Source organism: Fibrobacter sp. UWB15, assembly GCF_900177705.1.
Taxonomy (GTDB): Bacteria; Fibrobacterota; Fibrobacteria; order Fibrobacterales; family Fibrobacteraceae; genus Fibrobacter.
Genome location: NZ_FXBA01000007.1, coordinates 142,876 through 162,373 on the forward strand (window position 1 = coordinate 142,876; position 19,498 = coordinate 162,373).

Consider the following 19,498-nt stretch of genomic DNA (forward strand, 5'->3'; position numbering starts at 1 on the left):
TTAGCCATTTTTCGGTTATTCTTTGGTTATTTTATTTTTTGACCCTGTTGCAGGTCGTGGCGAAAAATTAACTTTTTTACATGACTTTACGAGTTGGACGAATTCCTTTTTTGGTCTGTGCGCCGTTTTTTCATGACTTCCTTGGGCGAGAGTCCGAATTTAGCGATGTAGAATTTGTGGATGGCCCTCCGAGTGCGCATTGTGCGGGTCTCAAGGACGGTTCGATCCATCTGTCTCCGGCGTCTTCCATCACTTTTGCGCAAAAGCCGGGAGCCTTTGTGCTTGCTCCTGATATTTGTACCTCGTGTTCGTTCGAGGTCCGCTCGGTAAAGCTTTTCTCCAAGGTGCCTATTGAAGATTTGTCACACAAGACGGTGTGCCTTACGGCACAGAGTATGACATCTATTAACTTGTTGAAGATTCTGCTGCATGAGCGATTCGGCCTTGAACCGGTGTATAAATCGGGAGCTTACGAACCGATCGATGACGCATGCCTTTTGATTGGCGACCAGGCGCTCGAAGAAAACGAACGTCACCGTTTTGCTTTCGATTACGATTTGGGAGCCTTGTGGCAGGACTGGCAGAAGGTCCCCTTTGTCTTTGGGGCGTGGATTGTGGCCAAGAGTGCGCTTAAACCGGATTTAGAACAAAGTTTATTTCGCTATCTGCAGGCCACTCGCGAAAGTGTTGAACGTTTCCGCGAAAATCCGATGGCGGCTCTAGATAAATGGTTGGCTCGCTACCCGGTGGACTTGCCGCGTTCCATAGTCGAAAACTATTACTCGGCGATCGACTACCGTTTTACCGATGAACGCAAGCGTTCGCTGGCCTTGTTTTTTGAACATGCGGCGGCTCTGGGCCTAATTGAAACTGCCCCGAATTTAGAGTTTTTGGCGTTTCCCTCGCAAGAAGTATAAAAAAGTAAAAAATAAATAGACATAGCCTTAAAACAAAGTTATTTTAAAGACATCGCCCTTTAACAGGTGAGGTTGGTCTATGGTTGAAGAAAAAATCCTTATTGTGGACGATAACGCCGAAATCTTGGAGAAAACCAAGGACCTTTTGGCTCGTGTCGGTTATAGTGTTGAATGCTGCAGTTCCGGAAAAGACGCTCTGGATTTCTTGGCAGAAAACCAGGTGGATTTGGTGTTGCTGGATATCAACATGCCGAACATGAATGGTTTTGATGTATGCTTGCGTATTCGCCAGCGCCATGCTCTCGATGACCTTCCGGTGATATTCCTGACGAACCGCGAAGATTCCGACAGCGTGACTAAGGGCTTCCAGGCGGGCGCGTCGGACTTTGTGAGCAAGAGTGCCATTGCCGAAATCCTGCTTGCCCGCGTGAATGTGCATATTCGCTTGGCCCGATCGCTCCGCAACCTCCGCGATATTTCTTTGACCGACGACATGACGGGTTGCTTTAACCGCCGTCATGGTATGTTCTCGCTGCGCGAATGGTTCTCGCGTTCCAAGCGTTACGGAACCCAGTTCGCCATTATTTATTTTGACTTGAATGGCCTGAAGGAAACGAACGACCGCTATGGGCATCAGGCGGGCGACTTGCTGTTGCGCTCTGTCTCGACATCAATCAAGGATATCTTGCGTGAAACTGACCAACTCTTTAGAATGGGCGGCGACGAATTCATGGTCATTTGCCCCGAAACAGATGTAAAGGGTGCCTTCGTTTGTGCGGAGCGCATGGAGAAGATTGTTTCCGAAATCAAGATTGTCGATAAGCAGGCGTCCTTCGCTTACGGCGTTGCCCATTCCAGCGAAGACTACAAGGAAGTCGACGACATGCTGCACAGCGCCGACGTTTCCATGTACAAGATGAAGCAGGAAATGCGCAAAAAATAGCGCCTTTTATGTCTTCCCCGCGAAGGCGGGGATCTCCATTTCTACTTAAACAACTTGATTTTATAAAAAGGAGATGCCCGCTCGGAGGCGGGCATGACAAGTGTCTTTTTACTTGATTGCTTTAAGCAATTGTGCGAGCCGCTTTTCTATTTCGTCCCACTTGTTCTCGTTCATAAGCTTCGGATCGTAAATGCTTGCCCCGAACGAAAGCAGGTTTGCGCCGGCCTTCAAGTAGCTTGCGGCGTTCTCCGGGTTCACGCCGCCGCATGCCATGAGCGGAATGTCGCGGAACGGCCCGCGCAAGGCCTTGATGTATTCGGGCCCGCCCACGCAGTTCACCGGGAAAATCTTTACGGCGGTGGCGCCCAGGTCGAATGCCTTTTGCACTTCGGTGGGTGTCAGCGCGCCCGGAATAATCGGGATGCGAGCCGTGGCAGACAGGCGGATGATTTCGTTGCGCGTATTGGGCGTCACGATAAATTCGGCGCCTGCACCAATTGCTTTTTCAAGGTCGCTGCCGTGGCGGACTGTGCCTGCACCTACGGCAATGCCGTGAGGCTTTGCCGCGGCCTTGAGGGCTGCAATAATCGATTCGGCGCTTGCGGTGTTCATGGTGACTTCGATCGCCTTGAGTCCGCATTCAACGGCGGTTTTGACGCATGCTTCTTCGGCGCCTTGGGGAATGTCGCGGAGAATGCCCACGACCGGCATCGGTTTTAAAAATTCTAGCAGTTCCATGCTTATAGTATAGTAAAAGTAGACGCTAGGAAGTAGACAGTAGGCAGTAGACAGTAGGAAGTAGACTGTAAAAAAAATGTAAAAGAAAAGCGCCCTTTCGGGCGCTGATTCTTTTAGTTCCGAACTCCGAATTATTTCACCTTGATGCTTTGGGTTGCAAGCGTCTTGCCGTTTTGCACGACTCTTGCAATCAGGGCGCCGCGGTGCGGAAGTTTTGCGAGGTTCACTTCGGTGCGGGTTCCGTAGAAGTCCTGGGCCATCAGCTGGTTGCCGAGCATGTCAAAGATCTTCACGGTCTTGGAGCCCTGTGCACTTGCTAGCACATAGAGCTTGTTCTTGGCAACCTGCATGCGGGCTTTCGCAATTTCAACAGGCTTCACAAAGCCTACGCGGTCGCTGGTGGTGTTGCCCGGACCGTAACCCCACAGGAGCTTGCCCTTGCTGCGAATGACGATGTACGGATCTTGAGGTGCCTGCTGAATATCGCCCTGATCCTTGTCCCAGTCAGGAGCGCCGTCGTAGGCGGGAGCATCCTTGGATTCGGAGTGCGCGGTAAAGCTCCAACTGTCAGTGACCTTGACCTTGGCCGGCGTGCGAAGCGTTTCGCATTTGCCATCGACCTTGGTCCCAGAAGAAATGCTTATATCAAAACGAAGCTTGCGGCCAAAACCGATGGTTCCGACACTGATTGCCTGTGCCCAGGTGTAGGTCTTTTTGTCCTTGTTATAGGTGTCTTCGACTTTTACTGGGCGGTTAGATCTCATATAGTTCCTGATTTCACTGTCGTTATCGCAGGGCTTGTTGAAACCGGCAATATCGTATGCTTGGCAAAGGTCTTCGTCAAAGATGGCTCCACAGGCGTCAATGTCTTCTTCAGTTGCATCGAAATAGACATAGGCAACAACGCTGTCGACGTCTTTCATGGTTTCATTGAAGATTTGAATATTGAACATGTCCATGTCTGTCCACGTATAGTGATATGCCGCTGCATAAACTTCGTTGGAGAAGGGCGAGGCTTCCGTGGTATCGCAGTTATCGCACTTCTTTTCGTAGTAGTCGCTACCGCCGTTACTCACGAGGGTGAGGGCAGATGTCAAAAGTGTTGCTGCGTTGAGCGTCACCTCGGAGATATAGAAGTTTTCCCAGCTCAATCTGTCAGGATTCATTGAAGTTGTGGCGGGGTCTTGCCAGCCTACCAGGGCTCCGACAGGGGCGTTGTATTTATAAGCGAGGCCCGGCATATTCTTGCCTTCGGGGTTTGCAGCCCTGTGGAAGGGGTGTGCGTCGTTCTTGTCGCCTACGCCATACACAAACGAGATGTCCCACGGGTTTATGCCGAATAGGTAGTTCAACTGATTGATACCGAGCTGGCGCATTTCGCTTGCTTTAAGGCCTGTGCTTGCCATGGCCGGGAGCGTGACGCCCTGCTTTTCGATATCGGCGGCCACGTCGGCGTATGCCAATACTTCAAAGATGTTGCCGGCTTGATAACCATTGAAAATCCATGCCTGATCAGTCAACATAGTGTACCAGATGGGATCGTAGCTGACGGTGTTTTGTTTCCAGCCGATGTCTCCTTTGGGAAGAACGATGGAACCGGTCCCTGTGCCGCTTACATCGCCAAGGTTGGCAATCATGTCGGCAAGGCAATCTTCGATAGCGGCAAGGCGCTCTTCTTCGGTAAGACCGTATTCAGATGTCGCCTTGGTCTTGTCGGCAAGAATCAACTTGTACAAAGCGTACAGCGCGAAACTATGGGCGTTAGCCCAGCTGGTGTTCTTTCCGTTTTTGAGCATGCCGCTCGCATCGGCCGCAAACCAACCGCCTGCAAAACAGCCTGCGCAAATTGTATCTCGGATTGATTGCTTTGGAAACAAGTCCTTAACGCGGATCATATCGTCGGCGTAATCCTTCTTGCCTGTAGCATAAAGGAGCGCCACCGAAGCGAGTGCCAAGTCGTCGGTAAATTCGTTGTTGCCCTGATAGGCAGGCGAACCCCAACCTGCAGCCCGTTTATTATTGACAAAGGGCTTGTCGCCGTCGTATTTGTCTTTGCCTTGAGCAAGAGCCTTGGCGAAGTCGTACATCTTTTCAGCTACCACCAAGCAACTGTCTGCAAACTTCTTGTCGTATTTGGCGTAGTCCTTGGAAAGAATTGCAAGGCCCGCGGCAATTTCACCCGAGATGTTGGAACCGAGTTCACCGAGGCGTACATCGCGTTCGGCAGAACCTCCGCGGCCGGTAACGGTTACATAGTCTTGAACTTCCGGGCGCCCCCACCAGCCGTGATCACTGCCGAAGTTGCCCACAGAAACAGGCATATCGTCAACGACGCCCTTGGCGAATTCGTACGCTTTCAAGAAAAAGTCGGCACCGTGTTTGGCTTCACGCAGAACATCGGGCACGTCGTCGGTCTTTACAAATTCACCTTGGTTGTAAGCGTAGTGGTCTACGTCCTTGGCGGGGTTCGTGGCATGCATCACGGCGAGTGCTGCAAAGGCGAAGGCTTGCGTTTGGGATTCCTTCAGGTGGTCTCCTGCGTCGTACCAGCCGCCCTGCAAGGCGCCTTCTTTCGATGTATAGCCTTCAGCAGCCACGGACTTGTAGCTTTCAATAACAACCACCTTGCCGCCGCCGTCTTTGGTATGGCTCGGGCCGTGGAACCACGATTCGGAATTACCGCTGCGCTGGATGCCAAAGAACTTCAGGGAGGCGTCTTTTACCATGGTGTAAACGTCGTCGCTCACAATGAAGGTGCTAGAGATTTCGTCACCGACCTTGATGCGCAGGCGCTTTTCGGTAGGTACGTTCTGCGGGATTTTGCCGACAAAGATATTGCCTTCAGGTCCGGTGATTTCGACCTTGTAACGTTGTTGGTCGTTTGTAGCGGCATTTGTACCAGCAATAATGGTCCAGTCGCTCTTGGTGGCCGTTTCGGTTGCGGTGAACGTTCCAGTTATCTTGGTGCTGAGCGACTTGCCGTCTGCATCCACGACTTCGAATTCCGAGGCCTTGGTGCCCACAAAGTAGAACTGGCGTTCCGTGTCGCTCTTGAGGTAGCCCGCCTGGTTCACGCGGATCGGCGAAATCTTGGTGTTGATGGCGTCAAGGTAGGCCTGGTCTAGGGTGTCGGGCATCATCGCCCCCGCCTTAAAGCTTGCGGGTGTTGCGGGAATATTCAGAACGCCAATCTTCTTGGTGACCGTCGTATCAAAATTCTCGAACACTTTCGCGTCCCAGCTCAAGGGCCAGGTCGGGCGAATCAGGTCGTATGGCGTGGTAGCGGCTATTGCTGCGGTTGCAGAAAGAGCGGCCAAGGTAGAGGCTATAACCCCTGTTGAATTTTTAAGATGCATATCATTCTCCGGTTATATGGAAGAAATATAGCATCTCTCGTTTTTTTTTGCAAGTAAAATGTAAGTTTTTTGTGACCTGTATTACATGTTATTCGAATCGTAGCGCTTCGATAGGGTCCAGGCGACTAGCCTTACGGGCCGGGTACCATCCAAAGAACACGCCGGTAGCAAAACATACGCCAAAGCTCACGATAACGCTCGTGATGGACACGCTCATGGGCCAGTTCATGGCAATCTTGACCGTCTCGGAAGCGGCAATGCCAAGGGCGATTCCGATGGCGCCGCCAAGCAGGCTGATGATGACCGATTCAAAAAGGAACTGCAACAGAATGTCGCGGCCGCGTGCACCGATAGCCATACGCAGGCCGATTTCCTTGGTGCGTTCGGTCACCGACACGTACATGATGTTCATGATACCGATACCGCCTACAAACAAACTAATTCCTGCAATCGCGGTCAGCACCAGCGATAGCATGTCCGAGGTGCTGGTGACCATCTGGATCATTTCTTCTTGGGTAAAGACGCGGAAGGGGTCGGTGGGCTTTGTCCAGCTGCGGCGTTCTTTGAGGATTCCCATGATTTCTTCGGTGGCCTGCGCCGCGTAGCCCTCGCCAATAGAATTCGCGTAAATCTGGCGGATGTTCGTGGTGGCGTTGAACCGCTTCATTACCGTCTGGTAGGGTGTAAAAATCACGTCGTCGTTGTCTTGCCCGAAATCGCCGGAGCCTTTCGCCTTTAGGGTACCGATGACCTTGAGCGGAATGCTCTTGTAACGGATGGTTTTGCCGATGGGGTCGCCTTCGGGGAACAGGTTTTTCACGACAGTCTGGCCAATCACGCAGACTTTGGCCATGCGGTCTGCCTGGTCGTCGAACATGACGCCGTCTTCGATTTCGTAGTTGCGGATTTTCAGGTAGTCGGCCGATACGCCGCTCAAGGCCGTGGGAGAGTTGTTGTTGCCTACAATGGCCTGCCCGCCTACGGTTATCATGGGCGAGACGCCGTTAATGTAGGAGGCGTTTTCGCGGATAGCAATCACGTCGGCTTCTTCGAGCGATTCGGTCGATTCCATTTGCACGCCGCCGCGACGGTCGCGGTTCGGCATGATGATGATGGCGTTCGTGCCCATGGCGGTCATCTGTTCCTTGATGGATTTTTTGGAACCTTCGCCCATGGCGACCATGGTGATAACGGCTGCGACACCAATGACGATGCCGAGCACCGAAAGGAAGGTGCGCATGCGGTTACGGAGCAAAGCCTTGAGTGCAATTTTTATAAGAGTAAATGGTGACATTATTCCTCCTCAAACGTTTCCGGTGGAGGGAGGGCTTCGAAAGCGGCTTTGGCGTCTTGCACGGATTCATTCTTCACATCTTTTTTCAAAAGTCCGTCGCGCAGCGTAATGGTGCGCCCGCTAAAAGTTGCAATGTCGGGTTCATGCGTCACGAAGGCGATGGTTTTTCCTTGGCGGTTCAGCTCCTGGAAAATCATCATGATTTCGTAACTGGTGCGCGTATCCAGGTTTCCGGTGGCTTCATCGGCGAGAATGATGACAGGATCGTTCACCAGGGCGCGTGCAATGGCGACTCGCTGTTGCTGGCCGCCCGAAAGCTGGTTGGGCACATGGTTCATGCGACTTTCGAGTCCGACCATCTTTAACGCCTCGATGGCACGGTGGCGGCGTTCCGCTGCCGAAATTTTGGAGTTGTACAAAAGCGGGAGTTCTACGTTTTCGATAGCCGTGGTGCGGCTGAGCAGGTTGTAGCTCTGGAACACGAATCCAAGTTTCTGGCTGCGGATGCGGGCGAGGGCATCGCGCTTCAGTTTTTCGGTGTGTTCCCCGTCCAGAATGTACTGTCCGGAGGTCGGTTTGTCCATGCAACCCAGAATGTTCAGCATGGTCGACTTGCCCGAACCGCTGGTACCCATGATGGTTACGAACTCGCCGGGATAGATGTCAAAAGAAACTCCACGCAGCGCGTGGACCGTTTCGTCGCCCATTTTAAAGTCTCGGCGGATATTTTGTATGGATAAAATCGGGTTCATAATCGCTATTTTGATGCCTAATATAAACTTTTGGTTGCATTTTACAATTTTTAGACGCTTTTTGGGGTGTGAGCGGCGTCACACTGGGTCCCGATTTTGCAAAAATACTACATTGAGAACAAAATGTAATAAAGACATGCGAGGGATACAATGAAAAAAATCATTGCTTTATCACTAGTCGCTGGCGGCCTCGCCTTTGCCCAGTCCGGGCTTCAGGGCGGAACTTCCGGTATACATCAACACAACGCCTACACGTTGGGGCAGTGGGGTATTGAACTCGGTACGGGTGGAGATATCTCTACGGATTCTTGGTCTCAGTCTCGTGGTGGCGTACTTTATCAGGGTAATCAGGAACGTGCTTTCCATGGTCAGGCAGGAACCCTTTCGGGGAATGTTCATGCCGCAATCGGTCTGCGCGATTTCTTAGACCTCGGTGTGGCTCTTCCGCTGTACTACGATCACGCTAACCTGAAGGAAAAAGGTGAGGGCGATATTTGGACAGCTAGCCGCGGTGACGTGGATGTTTGGTTGAAAATCGGCCTTGTGGGCGATGCCAACAGTTTCTTTGGCCTTGCTGTTCAGGGCGATGTTTATATTCCGACTGGTGACGAAAACGTGGGCGTGCGCCCCCGCCATGCCTGGTACTTGAGTGACGATGGTGATAAGACCAACCCGTATACCTCTAACGAATTCAACTTTTCTGGAACGTTGGTGCTCTCTTTGAACTTCGGCGCACTTGGAGTGCCGGTCTTGTGGAACACCCATGCGGGCTTTGTCTATGCAGACAAGGGAACCAATACCTTGATTTACGGCACGGCCTTGAACGTCATGCCGACCAGTTGGATGGATATCTTTGTTGAATACTCTGGCGAAATGCGTGTCGAAGAAGGTGCTTATCGTCGCGATCCGATGGATGACCCGATGCTCCTGACTCCGGGCTTCCGTTTCCACCTGCCGTGGAACATCGACCTCGCCTTGGGTGCAGACATTGCTTTCCGCACCTTGGCTAACCTCGGTTACGACTTTGACGAAGAAATGAAGAATGTCAAGGAACACACCATCCATCACGACAACACGACTGGCCCGGTTAGCTACGGCTATGCTCCGACCCCGACGGTTGCTGTGACTGCAGCCCTTACTTGGCGCTTTGGCGGCAATGCCAAGCGCGACGAAGACGGCGATGGCGTTCCTGATGGCGAAGACAAGTGCGAACACACGATTGAAAATGTTGTTGTTGATTCTGTTGGCTGTCCGGTTGATAGCGACAAGGATGGTCTGCCGGATGGTCTTGACAAGTGCGAAGGTACTCCGGCTGGTGCAACGATTGATACTGTTGGCTGCCCGATGGATTCCGATAAGGATGGAATCCTTGATGGTCTTGACAAGTGCCCGAACTCTCGCGAAAACGCTCCGGTCGATTCTCTCGGTTGCGAACCGGACTTCGATAAGGACGGCGTACCTGACGCTCTCGACAAGTGCCCGAACACCCAGGCTGGCGTGAAGGCTGATTCTGTTGGTTGTCCGGTAGATACCGACAAGGACGGCGTGTACGACGGTCTTGACAAGTGCGAAAATACTCCGGCAGGTCTCCCGGTCGATGAAACTGGCTGCCCGGCCGATGCTGACAAGGACGGCGTTGCCGACGCATTTGATAAGTGCCCGAACACTGCTGCTGGCCTCGCTGTTGACACCCTCGGCTGCCCGGCTGACGCCGACAAGGATGGCGTGCCCGATGCTTTGGACAAGTGCGCCAATACCCGCGAAGGTGCCCAGGTTAATGCCGAAGGTTGCGAAGGTGACTTCGACGGCGACGGAATTCCGGATGCCGTTGACCAGTGCCCGAACACCAAGCAGGGCGTAGCTGTTGATTCTACCGGTTGCCCGGCCGATGCCGACAAGGATGGCGTGCCTGACGCTCTCGACAAGTGCCCGGATACGAAGGCCGGCTTGAATGTTGACAATACCGGTTGCCCGCTCGACTTCGACAAGGACGGCGTGCCTGATGGTATTGACCAGTGCCCGAATACTCAGCAGGGCGTGCCTGTTGATTCTCTGGGTTGCGCTGCTGACGCTGACAAGGATGGCGTTTACGACGGTCTTGACAAGTGCCCGGATACTCCGAAGGGTGCATCTGTTGACACTGCAGGCTGCCCGGTCGACAGCGACAAGGACGGCGTGGCTGACTTCCTCGATAAGTGCCCGAACACCCTCGAAGGCGTGCGTATCGACAAGAAGGGTTGCCCGCTCAACAAGGCTGAAGACTTGGAACAGTTGAAGAAGGGTATCAACTTCCAGAGTGGCTCCAAGAAGCTCACCAAGGCAAGTTACAAGACCCTGAACAACATCGTGAAGCTCATGAAGAAGTTCAGCACTGCTAACATCGAAGTCCAGGGTCATACCGACAATACGGGCTCCGAAGAAATCAACAAGCAGATTTCTCAGGATCGTGCCCAGGTGGTGGTGGATTACTTCATCCAGAACGGTATTTCTTCTGACCGCGTTCGCGCCGTGGGCTTCGGCTCCGACAAGCCGATCGCCGACAACAAGACGAAGAAGGGCCGCTCCAAGAACCGCCGTGTTGAACTCGTACCGTTCTAATCGGAATTCTTGAAATACTTGAGCAGCACTGCTGCAAAAAACGCTCGCCATTGGCGAGCGTTTTTTAATGTGGAATGATAAATGTAAAATGAGTGATTCTTCACCTCACACCCCACACTTCACATTACACACCTATTTAAACACCCACTTCTTATACAGCGTAAAGCTTGCAATCACGTACACGCCGTTCGCGACAATGTTTGCAAAAAAGCCGGGTTTCATGAATTGCGAAATGAAGTCGGTAAACGGTTTGCACCAGACGGTGTTCAAAACGTAGACGGAGGCTTCGAGCGTGACAAAGTTCAAGGCGTATGCCGCAAGGAACACGATAATGAACCGGATGACTTCGGTGCGTTTTTTGTTATGGCTCTTGAAATTCCAGATGCGGTTCATCAAGTAGCTGTTGATGGCGCCGAAAATGAATCCGAGAAAATTTGATAGTTCCAGGTTCCAGTCGAGCATCTGGTGCATTATCCAGACCGAGGCGAGGGTAATAAGCGTGTTCATGACGCCAATCAAGTTGTATTTGATGAAATGCTTCACGCGGGAAAATCTAAAAAATTATTTTTACGGCACTATGAATTGGATTGACTCGAAGAAGTGCTCGGCAGCCGATGCTGCGGCAATGATTAACGATGGTGATGTACTCGGAGTTTCTGGCTTTACCCTGGCGGGCTACCCCAAGGAGGTTCCGACGGCTCTGGCCGCTCGTGCCGAAAAGTTGCATGCCGAAGGCAAGCCTTTCAAGGTAACGCTTTTTTCGGGAGCGTCGACCGGCGACAGCTGCGACGGGGCTTTAGCTCGGGCGCAGGCGGTGTCGCTTAGAATGCCTTACCAAAGCAATCCGAGCTTGCGTAAGGCGATTAACGCAGGCGAAATCAAGTATATTGACGCCCACCTCGGCAAGATGGGTTACCTCGTGCGTACGGGCGCTGTGCCTGCGCCGACGGTCGCGATCATCGAAGTCTCAGCCATATTGAGCGACGGTCGCGTATGCCTTTCAACCTCGGGCGGAAACTCGGTGACCTACCTTGAGATGGCTCCCAAGATCATTCTGGAATTGAATACGCGCTTGGGAGATTCCTTCATGGGAATTCACGATACCGCGCTCCCGGAACTTCCGCCCCATGCAAAGCCGCTCCCCATCTATAGCGCCGGCGATCGCGTGGGTTCCGAATTCGTCAAGATCGACCCGAATAAGGTCGTTGCCATTGTCGAAACCTCTAGACTCGACGAAGTAAGCCCCTTTGTAGAACCGGACGAAATCTCGACCAATATAGGTCAGCGTATTTTGGACTTTATCAGCTTCGAAGAAAGTAAGGGAAGGCTCCCCAAGGGAATGGCCTTCCAAAGCGGCGTAGGTAAGGTCGCCAATGCGGTTTTGAACGCCATGTCCTGCGACGATCGCCTGGGTCAAATCGACCTGTATACCGAAGTGATTCAAGAGGCGGTGCTTCCGCTTCTTAAAAAGGGTAAACTTGGTGTGGCTTCGGGTACGGCTCTTACTTTGTCTGAAAGTGCCCAGAAGGAATTCGTCGAAAACGCAAAAGACTGGAAAAAGCATTTGGTGCTTCGCCAGCAAGAAGTGAGCAACAGCCCCGATGTGATTCGCCGCGTGGGCGTGATTTCGATGAATACGGCGCTCGAAGCCGATATTTTTGGAAACGTGAACAGCAGCCTTGTGGCAGGGTCTTCGATGATGAACGGAATCGGCGGCTCGGCGGATTTTGCCCGCAACTGCTACCTAGGCTTTTTCTTGACGCCGTCGGTGGCCAAGAATGGCGCCATCAGTTCGATTGTGCCTTACGTGAGTCATGTGGACCAGACGGATCACGACACCATGGTTTTTGTGACGGAACAGGGACTTGCCGACTTGCGAGGCCTTTCGGCAGAAGATCGTGCAAGACTCATTATCAAGAACTGCGCACACCCCGACTTCCGCGAACCGCTCACCGATTTCTTGGAATACAGCCTGAAGCATGCCAAGGCGGTTCATATGCCCCTTGCCCTGGAAAGGGCTTTTGAAATGCATTCGAAGTTCCTCGAAACAGGAAAAATGCGCTAAAAAGTTCCGTTTTTGCGGTTTTTCTGTGATTCTACTCAATGCCTCCGCGCAGGTGGGGGTGATTGGTAGATTCTATGTGCTTTTTTGTTGAAAAGAAAGTAGTTTCTTGTTATATTGCGAATAGTTTTAGGATCGACGAATATGAATCGCCTATTTTGGATTGTTGTCTCTGCTTGGTTCGCCTTCTCTTTGCAGGCGTGTTCCGGTAGTTCGTCTTCTTTGGATGAAGAATATGATCCTGACGAATTCGGAGACAATTACATTGATGATGACGATGACGACGGCCGCGGAGGCCGCTCAAGCGGTTCTCGCTGGGAAAAGCGTTCTAGCGGTGTAGTCCAGAAAGATTCTTTAGGCCGCCCGATTTCGAGTGCGGCCGACCCGGATAAGCCGGGCGAACCTGGCCAATCGGGTAGTAATTCCAGTTCTTCGACAGGGCCCGTTATTGGTGTTGAAGAACCGGTTATTGAAGACACCACAGCCGTGGTCGATGTAGAAGCCTTGCCGGAATGTACCGCCCAGAGCGAGGGTGAATCCTTCTTGGTCAAGAGCGAAAACGTTCTGTATTTCTGCTTGGCGGGCCAGTGGGTTCCTTCTGAAGAAGTCTCCCAGAGTACGGGTATTTCTTGCCGCGATGGCAAGATGTACACGGGAGCCGAAGACGAAGATGACAGTGGCTCGAGCACGGGCGGACACTCTTCGCCGTGGGGCTTTGGCGGAGGAAACACCGTCAATACCGCCGCTGTCGATACGGCTGAACCGCGTATAGTGGGTGCCCGCTTGGTGGGAGTTGCCGAAAAGGGGCCGTTCCGCTACGGTACATCCATTAAGCTGATCGAGCTTGACAGTACGCAACATCTGGCTGATTCCAAGCGTACCCACAAGACTTGTATTTTAAATGGCGATGGCAACTACAGCTTCGATAGCGTAGACTACGTGTCGCCCTATTTGCGCGTGAAGGCGAACGGTTATTACCGCAGTGAACTGACGGGCGGACTTTCTCCCAAGCCGGTGACACTCGAAGCCGTGGTCGACGTGACTGAAAAAGATACGGTGAACGTGAATATTCTGACCCACATGGAAGCGGGTCGCGTGCTCAAGCTTGTAGAAAACAGCGGCAACAACCAGCCGATCCGTAAGGTCAAGGCTCAGGCGCTGCGCGAAATTCTTTCGAGTTTCGAAATCCAGTGGGACAAGTCTTCCGGCTCCGGCAGCACCGGTGGCGGCTTTGGCGGCGGTTGGGGCTTTGGCCAGCAGCAACAGCAGCTTACGACCGATGGCCGCTCTGCCGAAGATATTGGACTCTTTGACGGCGACGAATACAGTGGCGCCCTGCTTGCTATTTCTATCATGATGCAGCGCAAGGGCTCGGGCTCCGAGATGACTTCTTATGCCGCAGGCATTGCTGACCGCATTAAGGGTAACGGCAACTGGGACGACAACAACGCCAAGGCAGACCTTGCCGACTGGCTCATGGTGCTCGATACCAGCGGCTCTTACGCGACGATTCGCAACAACATTGCCAGCTGGAATATGGGCGAGGTGCCGGCCTTTGAAAAGCACTTGAAGCGCTTCTGGTCCAGAGCCTATAACTTTGGCGATTGCGGGACTCACAATGCCGATACGGTCAAGTGCATCACGAACAGCTTGAGTGCCTATTTTTGCGGTGGCGGCTACGATCAGCCGGGCCCGACGGTTCGCTTTATTTGCGATGCCCAAACGCATGAATGGCGCGCCGCTACCGCTGTCGAAAAAGACACCTACGGCTATGGCAAGGGCGAATACCCGGGCCAAATCAAGAACGGCCGTGTCGATAAAGAAAAGTATTATGTCTACGATGACGCAACCAAGAAGTGGCGTGTCGCTACAAGTGACGACATCCAGGAATTCGAAGATCTCGAAGACGTGTACAAGAGCCTGCAGCCGGGCGAAAAGGTCATCTTCTTCTTGCGCCATGCCAAGCGTAGCGACGATACCGGCAAGAAGGGGCATTTGACCGATGACGGTAAGACCCAGTCGCAGGATGTGGGCGCCAAGCTGAAGGGCGAAGACATTTATTTTGCAAACTCGACCTACACTCGAAGCATGGAAACCTGCGAAAATATTGCTAAGGGTGCCGGTGCTAGCTACTCTGAAAATACGATTGAAGCGCTTGATGGCGAATGGTACGTGAAGGACAACAGCAAACTCGAACAGTACAAGAGCAACAATGGCGGCGGCTGGGTCGTGGCTTCTGAATATGCGTACAAGGGCTCGTACTCTGATGCGTTCTACGACCTTCAAAATTACAGCGAAAACTTTATTACCGAAATTATCAAGCCTGAATTTGCGAATGTGAAAAAAGTGGGTGTATTCATTTCGCACGACATGTTTGTGGTTCCGCTGACGGCGTATTTCACCGACAAGAAGGTGAACCTGCGCTACTTTGATACCAAGCAATGGATCAACTACCTGGCGGGCCTTGCAATCATCATGGGGAAAGACGGAACCATTCGTTATGTTCCGGTGAGGGGACTAGATTCCGGAACCATGACGATGTAGGTCGCGTATGAGAAAAAAATGGTGTGTGGAATGTTTGGGTGCTGCCCTGGCAGTATCCCTATTCTTGTTTGGGTGCAGTGCAGAAAATAATGGCGGTGTTGCAAATGGTGGCGAATCTGCAAACGGGGACCCAGCAGAGGTAAAGCCCGATACCCAGGCGGTTCAAGTGGTCGAACCGATTGATGCGCCGCTCTATGTCTTTGAAATTCTAGAAGAACGTATCGCCGCGGCTGATTCTACCGATTCGGTCAAGGTGTCCCATATAGTGGACCTTTTGGCGCGCCCCCGTGTAGAGCAGCACTTGATGAACCATGTCCCGTTGGATTCTGCCGTGGAACGTGCGAAGTACGAAACGCTCGCGGCCTTTGGTGTAGATTCCCTGCAGTATGCGATGGATTCTAACGCCGTGCTGCTTGCCATTGCGGCAATGATGCAGAACCGCTTGAGTAAAGAAGAATCGCAGAATTTTATTGGCACTTTGGGCGAAGACCTGAAGGGCGATGGCGTATGGAATGACCCTAACTGGAAAATCCAGGTTGCCGACTGGATTGTAGGGCTCGATAGCAACTGGCGCTACGGCGAAATTCGGAATAACGTAACGTCGGCCTACGGCGGGAATGTGCCGAATTTCGAACGCTACATGCGCAGCTTTATCCCGCTTGCTTACGCCTTTGAACCTTGCACCGAAGCAAACGCGGGAACTGTCGTACATGTGAACCAGGGTCAGAGCGCTTATTTTGCAAACGATTACGAAACGTCGGACCATTCGGCGGTACGCTTTATTTGCGATGCGAATGGATTCCAGTGGCGCCTTGCGCAACCCATGGAAAAAGATACGGTGGGCTTTGGTCCGGGCGAATACGAAAAGGAAATCCGCGAAGGCCGCGTCATCCATGACAACTATTACATTTTCGATACCGGCGCTTGGCGCCTTGCCACCCCGCAAGAGGCCGACGGCTTTACCGATTTGGTCGAAGTCTATGCGAACTTGGCTGCCGACGAAAAGGTCGTGTTCATTATCCGCCACAGTGAACGCACCGGCGAGACAGGCGCAAAGGGCCACTTGACTGACAACGGAAAAAAGTACGCCCAGGATTTGGGAAAACGCCTTGCCGCCGTGAATCAGGAAAAGTTCTACTTCGGCTATTCGGGCTATACCCGCACCCTGGAAACCTGCGAAAACATTGCCGCGGGTTATGGTCAGTCGAAATACGATTTGGAAGTGTTTGCCGGGCTCGATGGCGACTGGTACATGAAAGACAGCTTGAAGTTTGAAAACTATTCGAACTCCGATGGCGGCGGCTGGGTCGTGTGTTCCAAGTATGCCTTTTTAGGGGCTTACCCGGATGTGTTCTATGATTTGGAAACGCGAAGCGAAGAATTGCTGCAGAATGAAATTTTGGCGAATTTGGGCAAAATGAGGCGGGTAAACTTCTTGGTTACGCATGACTATCTTGTTGTCCCGCTGCTTGCCTATGTAACGAACGGGCACGCGAATGTGCGCTTTTACGAAAAATGGAAATGGGTGAATTACATGGCCGGGGTAGCCATGATTATCTCTGCCGACGGTTCGGCGCGATATATTCCCGTAAAAGGCCTCGAAACCGGGGTGATGTAGCTTTCGGCGGCACTAACCAAGTGCCGCTTTTTCTAAATTTTCACCGCTGATTTTTACAAAACAGAAACCCAAAAGAATGGATTGAATCCAATATGAACGAAACACAGACCAATGCACCCGAAGCTCAGGAAGTGGCTCCCGCCGCAGCCCCGGCCCAGGATGTGCAGCAGCCGGCTCTCGTTGCACCGCAACCTGAAGCAAAGGTGAAGGGCAAGTTCGACGAACAGCTCGGACTCATGCTCCCCTCCGATGCCGCCCAGGTTCAGGCGCAGCTTTCTATGCCGGGTATGAATGACGATATGGTTTACAAGATCGTGGAAACCCACTCTGGTAACCATTCGGTTCTCTATAAGACCTACGATCAGGCAGTTCTTGCACGCGACGTTCGCGATTCTATCGAAAACGCCGGCGGCCACAAGGTGTTGCCCATCGCCAAGGCCAAGCTGGGCTCGACCTACTGCAAGGGCGAATTTTCGACCGAACAGGGTTGTAAGGGCGACTCCGACACCTTCGGTATCGGCTCCCTGATCGAATTCCAGGCTACCGGTCTTATCGTGGTGATGGTGGTTATCGTGGGCCTCACGGTGCTCTGCTACCTCACGAACTTCATCATGGCCAAGCTCGGCCTCAACAAGGACAAGGCTCCGGCACCTGCAGTTAAGGCTGCCCCGGCCGCCGCTCCCGCCGCTCCCGCTCCGGGAACTATCGGTCCTGCCCACTGCGACTGGGATCCGAACGCAAAGAGCGTTCATCCGGGCTTCACCAACAAGCAGCTCCAGGCTTTCCTCGGCATTGCCGCCGTGGCAGCCCTCGAAGAACACCCGGGCATGAGCAACGACCAGTTCCTCGCCCTCGTGACCGCAGCGGCGACCCAGGCTATCGGTCAGCCCTGCCGCGTGACTGCTTACAGAAACATCAACTCTCCTGCTTGGACGATCGTCAAGTAAGGTAAACTTTTAAAACTCAACAGGCTTTTAAGCCAGGAAATATCAAAATGAAGAAAACCGTCCGTATCAGTTTCGAAGGCAAGACCTACGATGTCGAAGTAGAAGTTCTTGATTCCAATGCCGCCGTTGCCGCCGCTCCTGCTGCAGCTCCCGCTGCCGCTCCGGCTCCTGCCGCCGCTCCTGCTGTTGCCGGTGGTACCGAAGTCAAGAGCCCGCTCGCTGGCTCCGTGTTCAAACTGAAGGTCAAGGTCGGCGACACCGTTACCGCCAACCAGGAAGTGGCTATCATCGAAGCTCTCAAGATGGAAAACCCGGTCGTCGCTCCGTGCGCCGGCACCGTGAACTCCATTGCCGTCAAGGAAACCGACACTGTCGTCGACGGCCAGACTCTCATGACCATCGCCTAAGAGGTACAGATAAATGAGTTCTCTTTTAAATTCGGTCGTTGAGTTCGCAGGCGACACCGGATTCGCATACGTCACCCCTTCGATGATCGTGATGTGGATCGTGAGTTTCGTCCTGATGTACTTGGCGATTGTCAAAAAGTATGAGCCGCTGCTGCTCTTGCCGATTTCGCTCGGCGCACTGGCGGTGAACATCCCGAGTGCGGGATTCTACGATGGTGGCTGGAGCATCGAAGGTATGTTTACCCCGACTGCCGGTCTCTATTACTACATCAGCCAGGGTATCCACCTGGAACTCTTCCCGCCCATCATCTTCTTGGGTGTGGGTGCCATGACGGACTTCGGACCGCTTATCGCTAACCCGCGTACACTGCTCCTCGGCGGTGGCGCTCAGTTCGGCGTGTTTGCGACCATGTTCTGCGCCGTGGCTTTCGGTGGCTTTACTCTCGGTGAAGCAGCCTCTATCGGTATCATCGGCGGCGCCGACGGTCCGACCTCCATCTTTACTGCAAACAAACTAGCAAAGCACCTCATCGGACCTATCGCCGTGGCAGCTTACACTTACATGGCTCTCGTTCCGCTGATTCAGCCGCCTATCATGCGCCTCATGACCAACGACAAGGAACGCAAGATCCGTATGAAGGCTCTGCGCAAGGTGTCCAAGGCCGAACGCATCGTGTTTGCCGTGATGGTGATGATCGTGTGCATCCTCGTGGTGCCCGATGCTTCTGCTCTTATCATCATGCTCATGCTCGGTAACATCTTCAAGGAAGCCGGCGTTGTCGAACGTCTGGTGAAGACTTCCTCTAACGAACTCATGAACATCGTGACTATCTTCCTCGGTACTTCCGTGGGTCTCACGATGTCTGCCGACATCTTCTTGCGTCCGCAGACCCTCATGATTATCGCTATGGGTGTGGTGGCCTTCGGTTTCTCGACCGCAGCAGGCCTTTTCCTTGCCAAGATCATGAATAAGTGCACTCCCAACAACCCTGTGAACCCGCTCATCGGTTCTGCTGGCGTGTCCGCCGTGCCGATGGCCGCCCGTGTTTCCCAGGTGGAAGGTGCCAAGTATGACCCGCAGAACTTCCTCTTGATGCACGCTATGGGCCCGAACGTGGCCGGCGTGATCGGTACCGCAGTCTGCGCCGGTTACATGATTTCCAGGCTCTCGTAGTCTGAAGTCTTTGCGACATTAGAACGCCCCCGACTTTGTCGGGGGCTTCTTTGTTGTATAACCGAAAACCACCTGCTAGGCAGGTGGTTCTAAAGAAGCTTTAGCGGTACTGAAAAAAATCCTTTGGTTATAATTGAGATGCGGCCTG

Annotated in this window: 14 protein-coding genes; 9 read left to right on the forward strand and 5 right to left on the reverse strand. The window is 52.9% G+C overall.

What is annotated here, in order from left to right; genetic code table 11:
- Window positions 1-80 precede the first annotated feature (80 nt).
- Together B9Y58_RS10905 and B9Y58_RS10910 are read left to right on the forward strand one after the other, a co-directional pair.
- Complete coding sequence (locus tag B9Y58_RS10905) at window positions 81-917, forward strand: menaquinone biosynthetic enzyme MqnA/MqnD family protein (protein WP_073056337.1); 837 nt, start codon at window positions 81-83, stop codon at window positions 915-917.
- Between the two features lie 79 nt (window positions 918-996).
- Window positions 997-1,860, forward strand: coding sequence for a GGDEF domain-containing response regulator (locus B9Y58_RS10910; RefSeq protein WP_073056336.1), 864 nt, complete (start codon window positions 997-999; stop codon window positions 1,858-1,860).
- A 108-nt stretch (window positions 1,861-1,968) separates the two neighbouring features.
- Here B9Y58_RS10910 and B9Y58_RS10915 read toward each other — a convergent pair whose 3' ends face one another.
- The 4 genes from B9Y58_RS10915 to B9Y58_RS10930 form a co-directional block, all read right to left on the reverse strand.
- Window positions 1,969-2,598: a bifunctional 4-hydroxy-2-oxoglutarate aldolase/2-dehydro-3-deoxy-phosphogluconate aldolase gene (locus B9Y58_RS10915; protein WP_073056335.1), complete on the reverse strand. Its 630-nt coding sequence runs from the start codon at window positions 2,596-2,598 to the stop codon at window positions 1,969-1,971.
- A 131-nt stretch (window positions 2,599-2,729) separates the two neighbouring features.
- Complete coding sequence (locus B9Y58_RS10920) at window positions 2,730-5,954, reverse strand: glycoside hydrolase family 9 protein (protein ID WP_083532302.1); 3,225 nt, start codon at window positions 5,952-5,954, stop codon at window positions 2,730-2,732.
- A gap of 88 nt (window positions 5,955-6,042) precedes the next feature.
- The gene (locus tag B9Y58_RS10925; protein WP_073056333.1) at window positions 6,043-7,248 is read right to left on the reverse strand and encodes an ABC transporter permease; all 1,206 of its coding nucleotides are present in this window, start codon (window positions 7,246-7,248) and stop codon (window positions 6,043-6,045) included.
- Entirely contained in the window at window positions 7,248-8,000 is a 753-nt protein-coding gene (locus B9Y58_RS10930) for an ABC transporter ATP-binding protein (RefSeq protein WP_073056332.1), read from the reverse strand. Before B9Y58_RS10930 ends, B9Y58_RS10925 begins: the two co-directional genes overlap by 1 nt.
- A gap of 150 nt (window positions 8,001-8,150) precedes the next feature.
- Between B9Y58_RS10930 and B9Y58_RS15090 the strand changes: the two genes are divergently transcribed.
- On the forward strand, window positions 8,151-10,598 hold the full coding sequence (locus B9Y58_RS15090) for a thrombospondin type 3 repeat-containing protein (protein WP_073056331.1): 2,448 nt from the start codon (window positions 8,151-8,153) through the stop codon (window positions 10,596-10,598).
- 132 nt (window positions 10,599-10,730) lie between these two features.
- On the opposite strand, the gene B9Y58_RS10940 is transcribed toward B9Y58_RS15090, so the two are convergent.
- On the reverse strand, window positions 10,731-11,141 hold the full coding sequence (locus B9Y58_RS10940; protein WP_073056330.1) for a GtrA family protein: 411 nt from the start codon (window positions 11,139-11,141) through the stop codon (window positions 10,731-10,733).
- Between the two features lie 34 nt (window positions 11,142-11,175).
- On the opposite strand from B9Y58_RS10940, the gene B9Y58_RS10945 reads away from it, so the two are divergent.
- The 6 genes from B9Y58_RS10945 to B9Y58_RS10970 all read left to right on the forward strand — a co-directional run bounded on the left by B9Y58_RS10945 (window position 11,176) and on the right by B9Y58_RS10970 (window position 19,350).
- A complete protein-coding gene (locus B9Y58_RS10945) occupies window positions 11,176-12,663 on the forward strand; it encodes an acetyl-CoA hydrolase/transferase C-terminal domain-containing protein (RefSeq protein WP_073056329.1) in 1,488 nt (495 codons plus the stop codon).
- 141 nt (window positions 12,664-12,804) lie between these two features.
- Window positions 12,805-15,204 carry a histidine phosphatase family protein gene (locus B9Y58_RS10950; protein WP_073056328.1) on the forward strand — a complete coding sequence of 800 codons (2,400 nt, stop codon included), beginning with the start codon at window positions 12,805-12,807 and terminating at the stop codon, window positions 15,202-15,204.
- Between the two features lie 7 nt (window positions 15,205-15,211).
- Window positions 15,212-16,822 carry a histidine phosphatase family protein gene (locus tag B9Y58_RS10955; RefSeq protein ID WP_073056327.1) on the forward strand — a complete coding sequence of 537 codons (1,611 nt, stop codon included), beginning with the start codon at window positions 15,212-15,214 and terminating at the stop codon, window positions 16,820-16,822.
- 92 nt (window positions 16,823-16,914) lie between these two features.
- The gene (locus B9Y58_RS10960) at window positions 16,915-17,769 is read left to right on the forward strand and encodes a hypothetical protein (RefSeq protein WP_073056325.1); all 855 of its coding nucleotides are present in this window, start codon (window positions 16,915-16,917) and stop codon (window positions 17,767-17,769) included.
- A gap of 47 nt (window positions 17,770-17,816) precedes the next feature.
- Window positions 17,817-18,176, forward strand: a complete 360-nt coding sequence (locus B9Y58_RS10965; protein WP_073056323.1) for an acyl-CoA carboxylase biotin carboxyl carrier protein subunit — start codon at window positions 17,817-17,819, stop codon at window positions 18,174-18,176.
- Between the two features lie 13 nt (window positions 18,177-18,189).
- Window positions 18,190-19,350: a sodium ion-translocating decarboxylase subunit beta gene (locus B9Y58_RS10970; RefSeq protein ID WP_073056321.1), complete on the forward strand. Its 1,161-nt coding sequence runs from the start codon at window positions 18,190-18,192 to the stop codon at window positions 19,348-19,350.
- The last annotated feature ends 148 nt before the right edge of the window (window positions 19,351-19,498 follow it).

Coding starts and splice junctions, on each gene's coding strand:
- B9Y58_RS10910 (WP_073056336.1), top strand. CDS start 997: ATGGTTGAAGAAAAAATCCTTATTGTGGACGATAACGCCGAAATCTTG.
- B9Y58_RS10970 (WP_073056321.1), top strand. CDS start 18,190: ATGAGTTCTCTTTTAAATTCGGTCGTTGAGTTCGCAGGCGACACCGGA.
- B9Y58_RS10945 (WP_073056329.1), top strand. CDS start 11,176: ATGAATTGGATTGACTCGAAGAAGTGCTCGGCAGCCGATGCTGCGGCA.
- B9Y58_RS10930 (WP_073056332.1), bottom strand. CDS start 8,000: ATGAACCCGATTTTATCCATACAAAATATCCGCCGAGACTTTAAAATG.
- B9Y58_RS10915 (WP_073056335.1), bottom strand. CDS start 2,598: ATGGAACTGCTAGAATTTTTAAAACCGATGCCGGTCGTGGGCATTCTC.
- B9Y58_RS10965 (WP_073056323.1), top strand. CDS start 17,817: ATGAAGAAAACCGTCCGTATCAGTTTCGAAGGCAAGACCTACGATGTC.
- B9Y58_RS10905 (WP_073056337.1), top strand. CDS start 81: ATGACTTTACGAGTTGGACGAATTCCTTTTTTGGTCTGTGCGCCGTTT.
- B9Y58_RS10920 (WP_083532302.1), bottom strand. CDS start 5,954: ATGCATCTTAAAAATTCAACAGGGGTTATAGCCTCTACCTTGGCCGCT.
- B9Y58_RS10955 (WP_073056327.1), top strand. CDS start 15,212: ATGAGAAAAAAATGGTGTGTGGAATGTTTGGGTGCTGCCCTGGCAGTA.
- B9Y58_RS10925 (WP_073056333.1), bottom strand. CDS start 7,248: ATGTCACCATTTACTCTTATAAAAATTGCACTCAAGGCTTTGCTCCGT.
- B9Y58_RS10960 (WP_073056325.1), top strand. CDS start 16,915: ATGAACGAAACACAGACCAATGCACCCGAAGCTCAGGAAGTGGCTCCC.
- B9Y58_RS15090 (WP_073056331.1), top strand. CDS start 8,151: ATGAAAAAAATCATTGCTTTATCACTAGTCGCTGGCGGCCTCGCCTTT.
- B9Y58_RS10950 (WP_073056328.1), top strand. CDS start 12,805: ATGAATCGCCTATTTTGGATTGTTGTCTCTGCTTGGTTCGCCTTCTCT.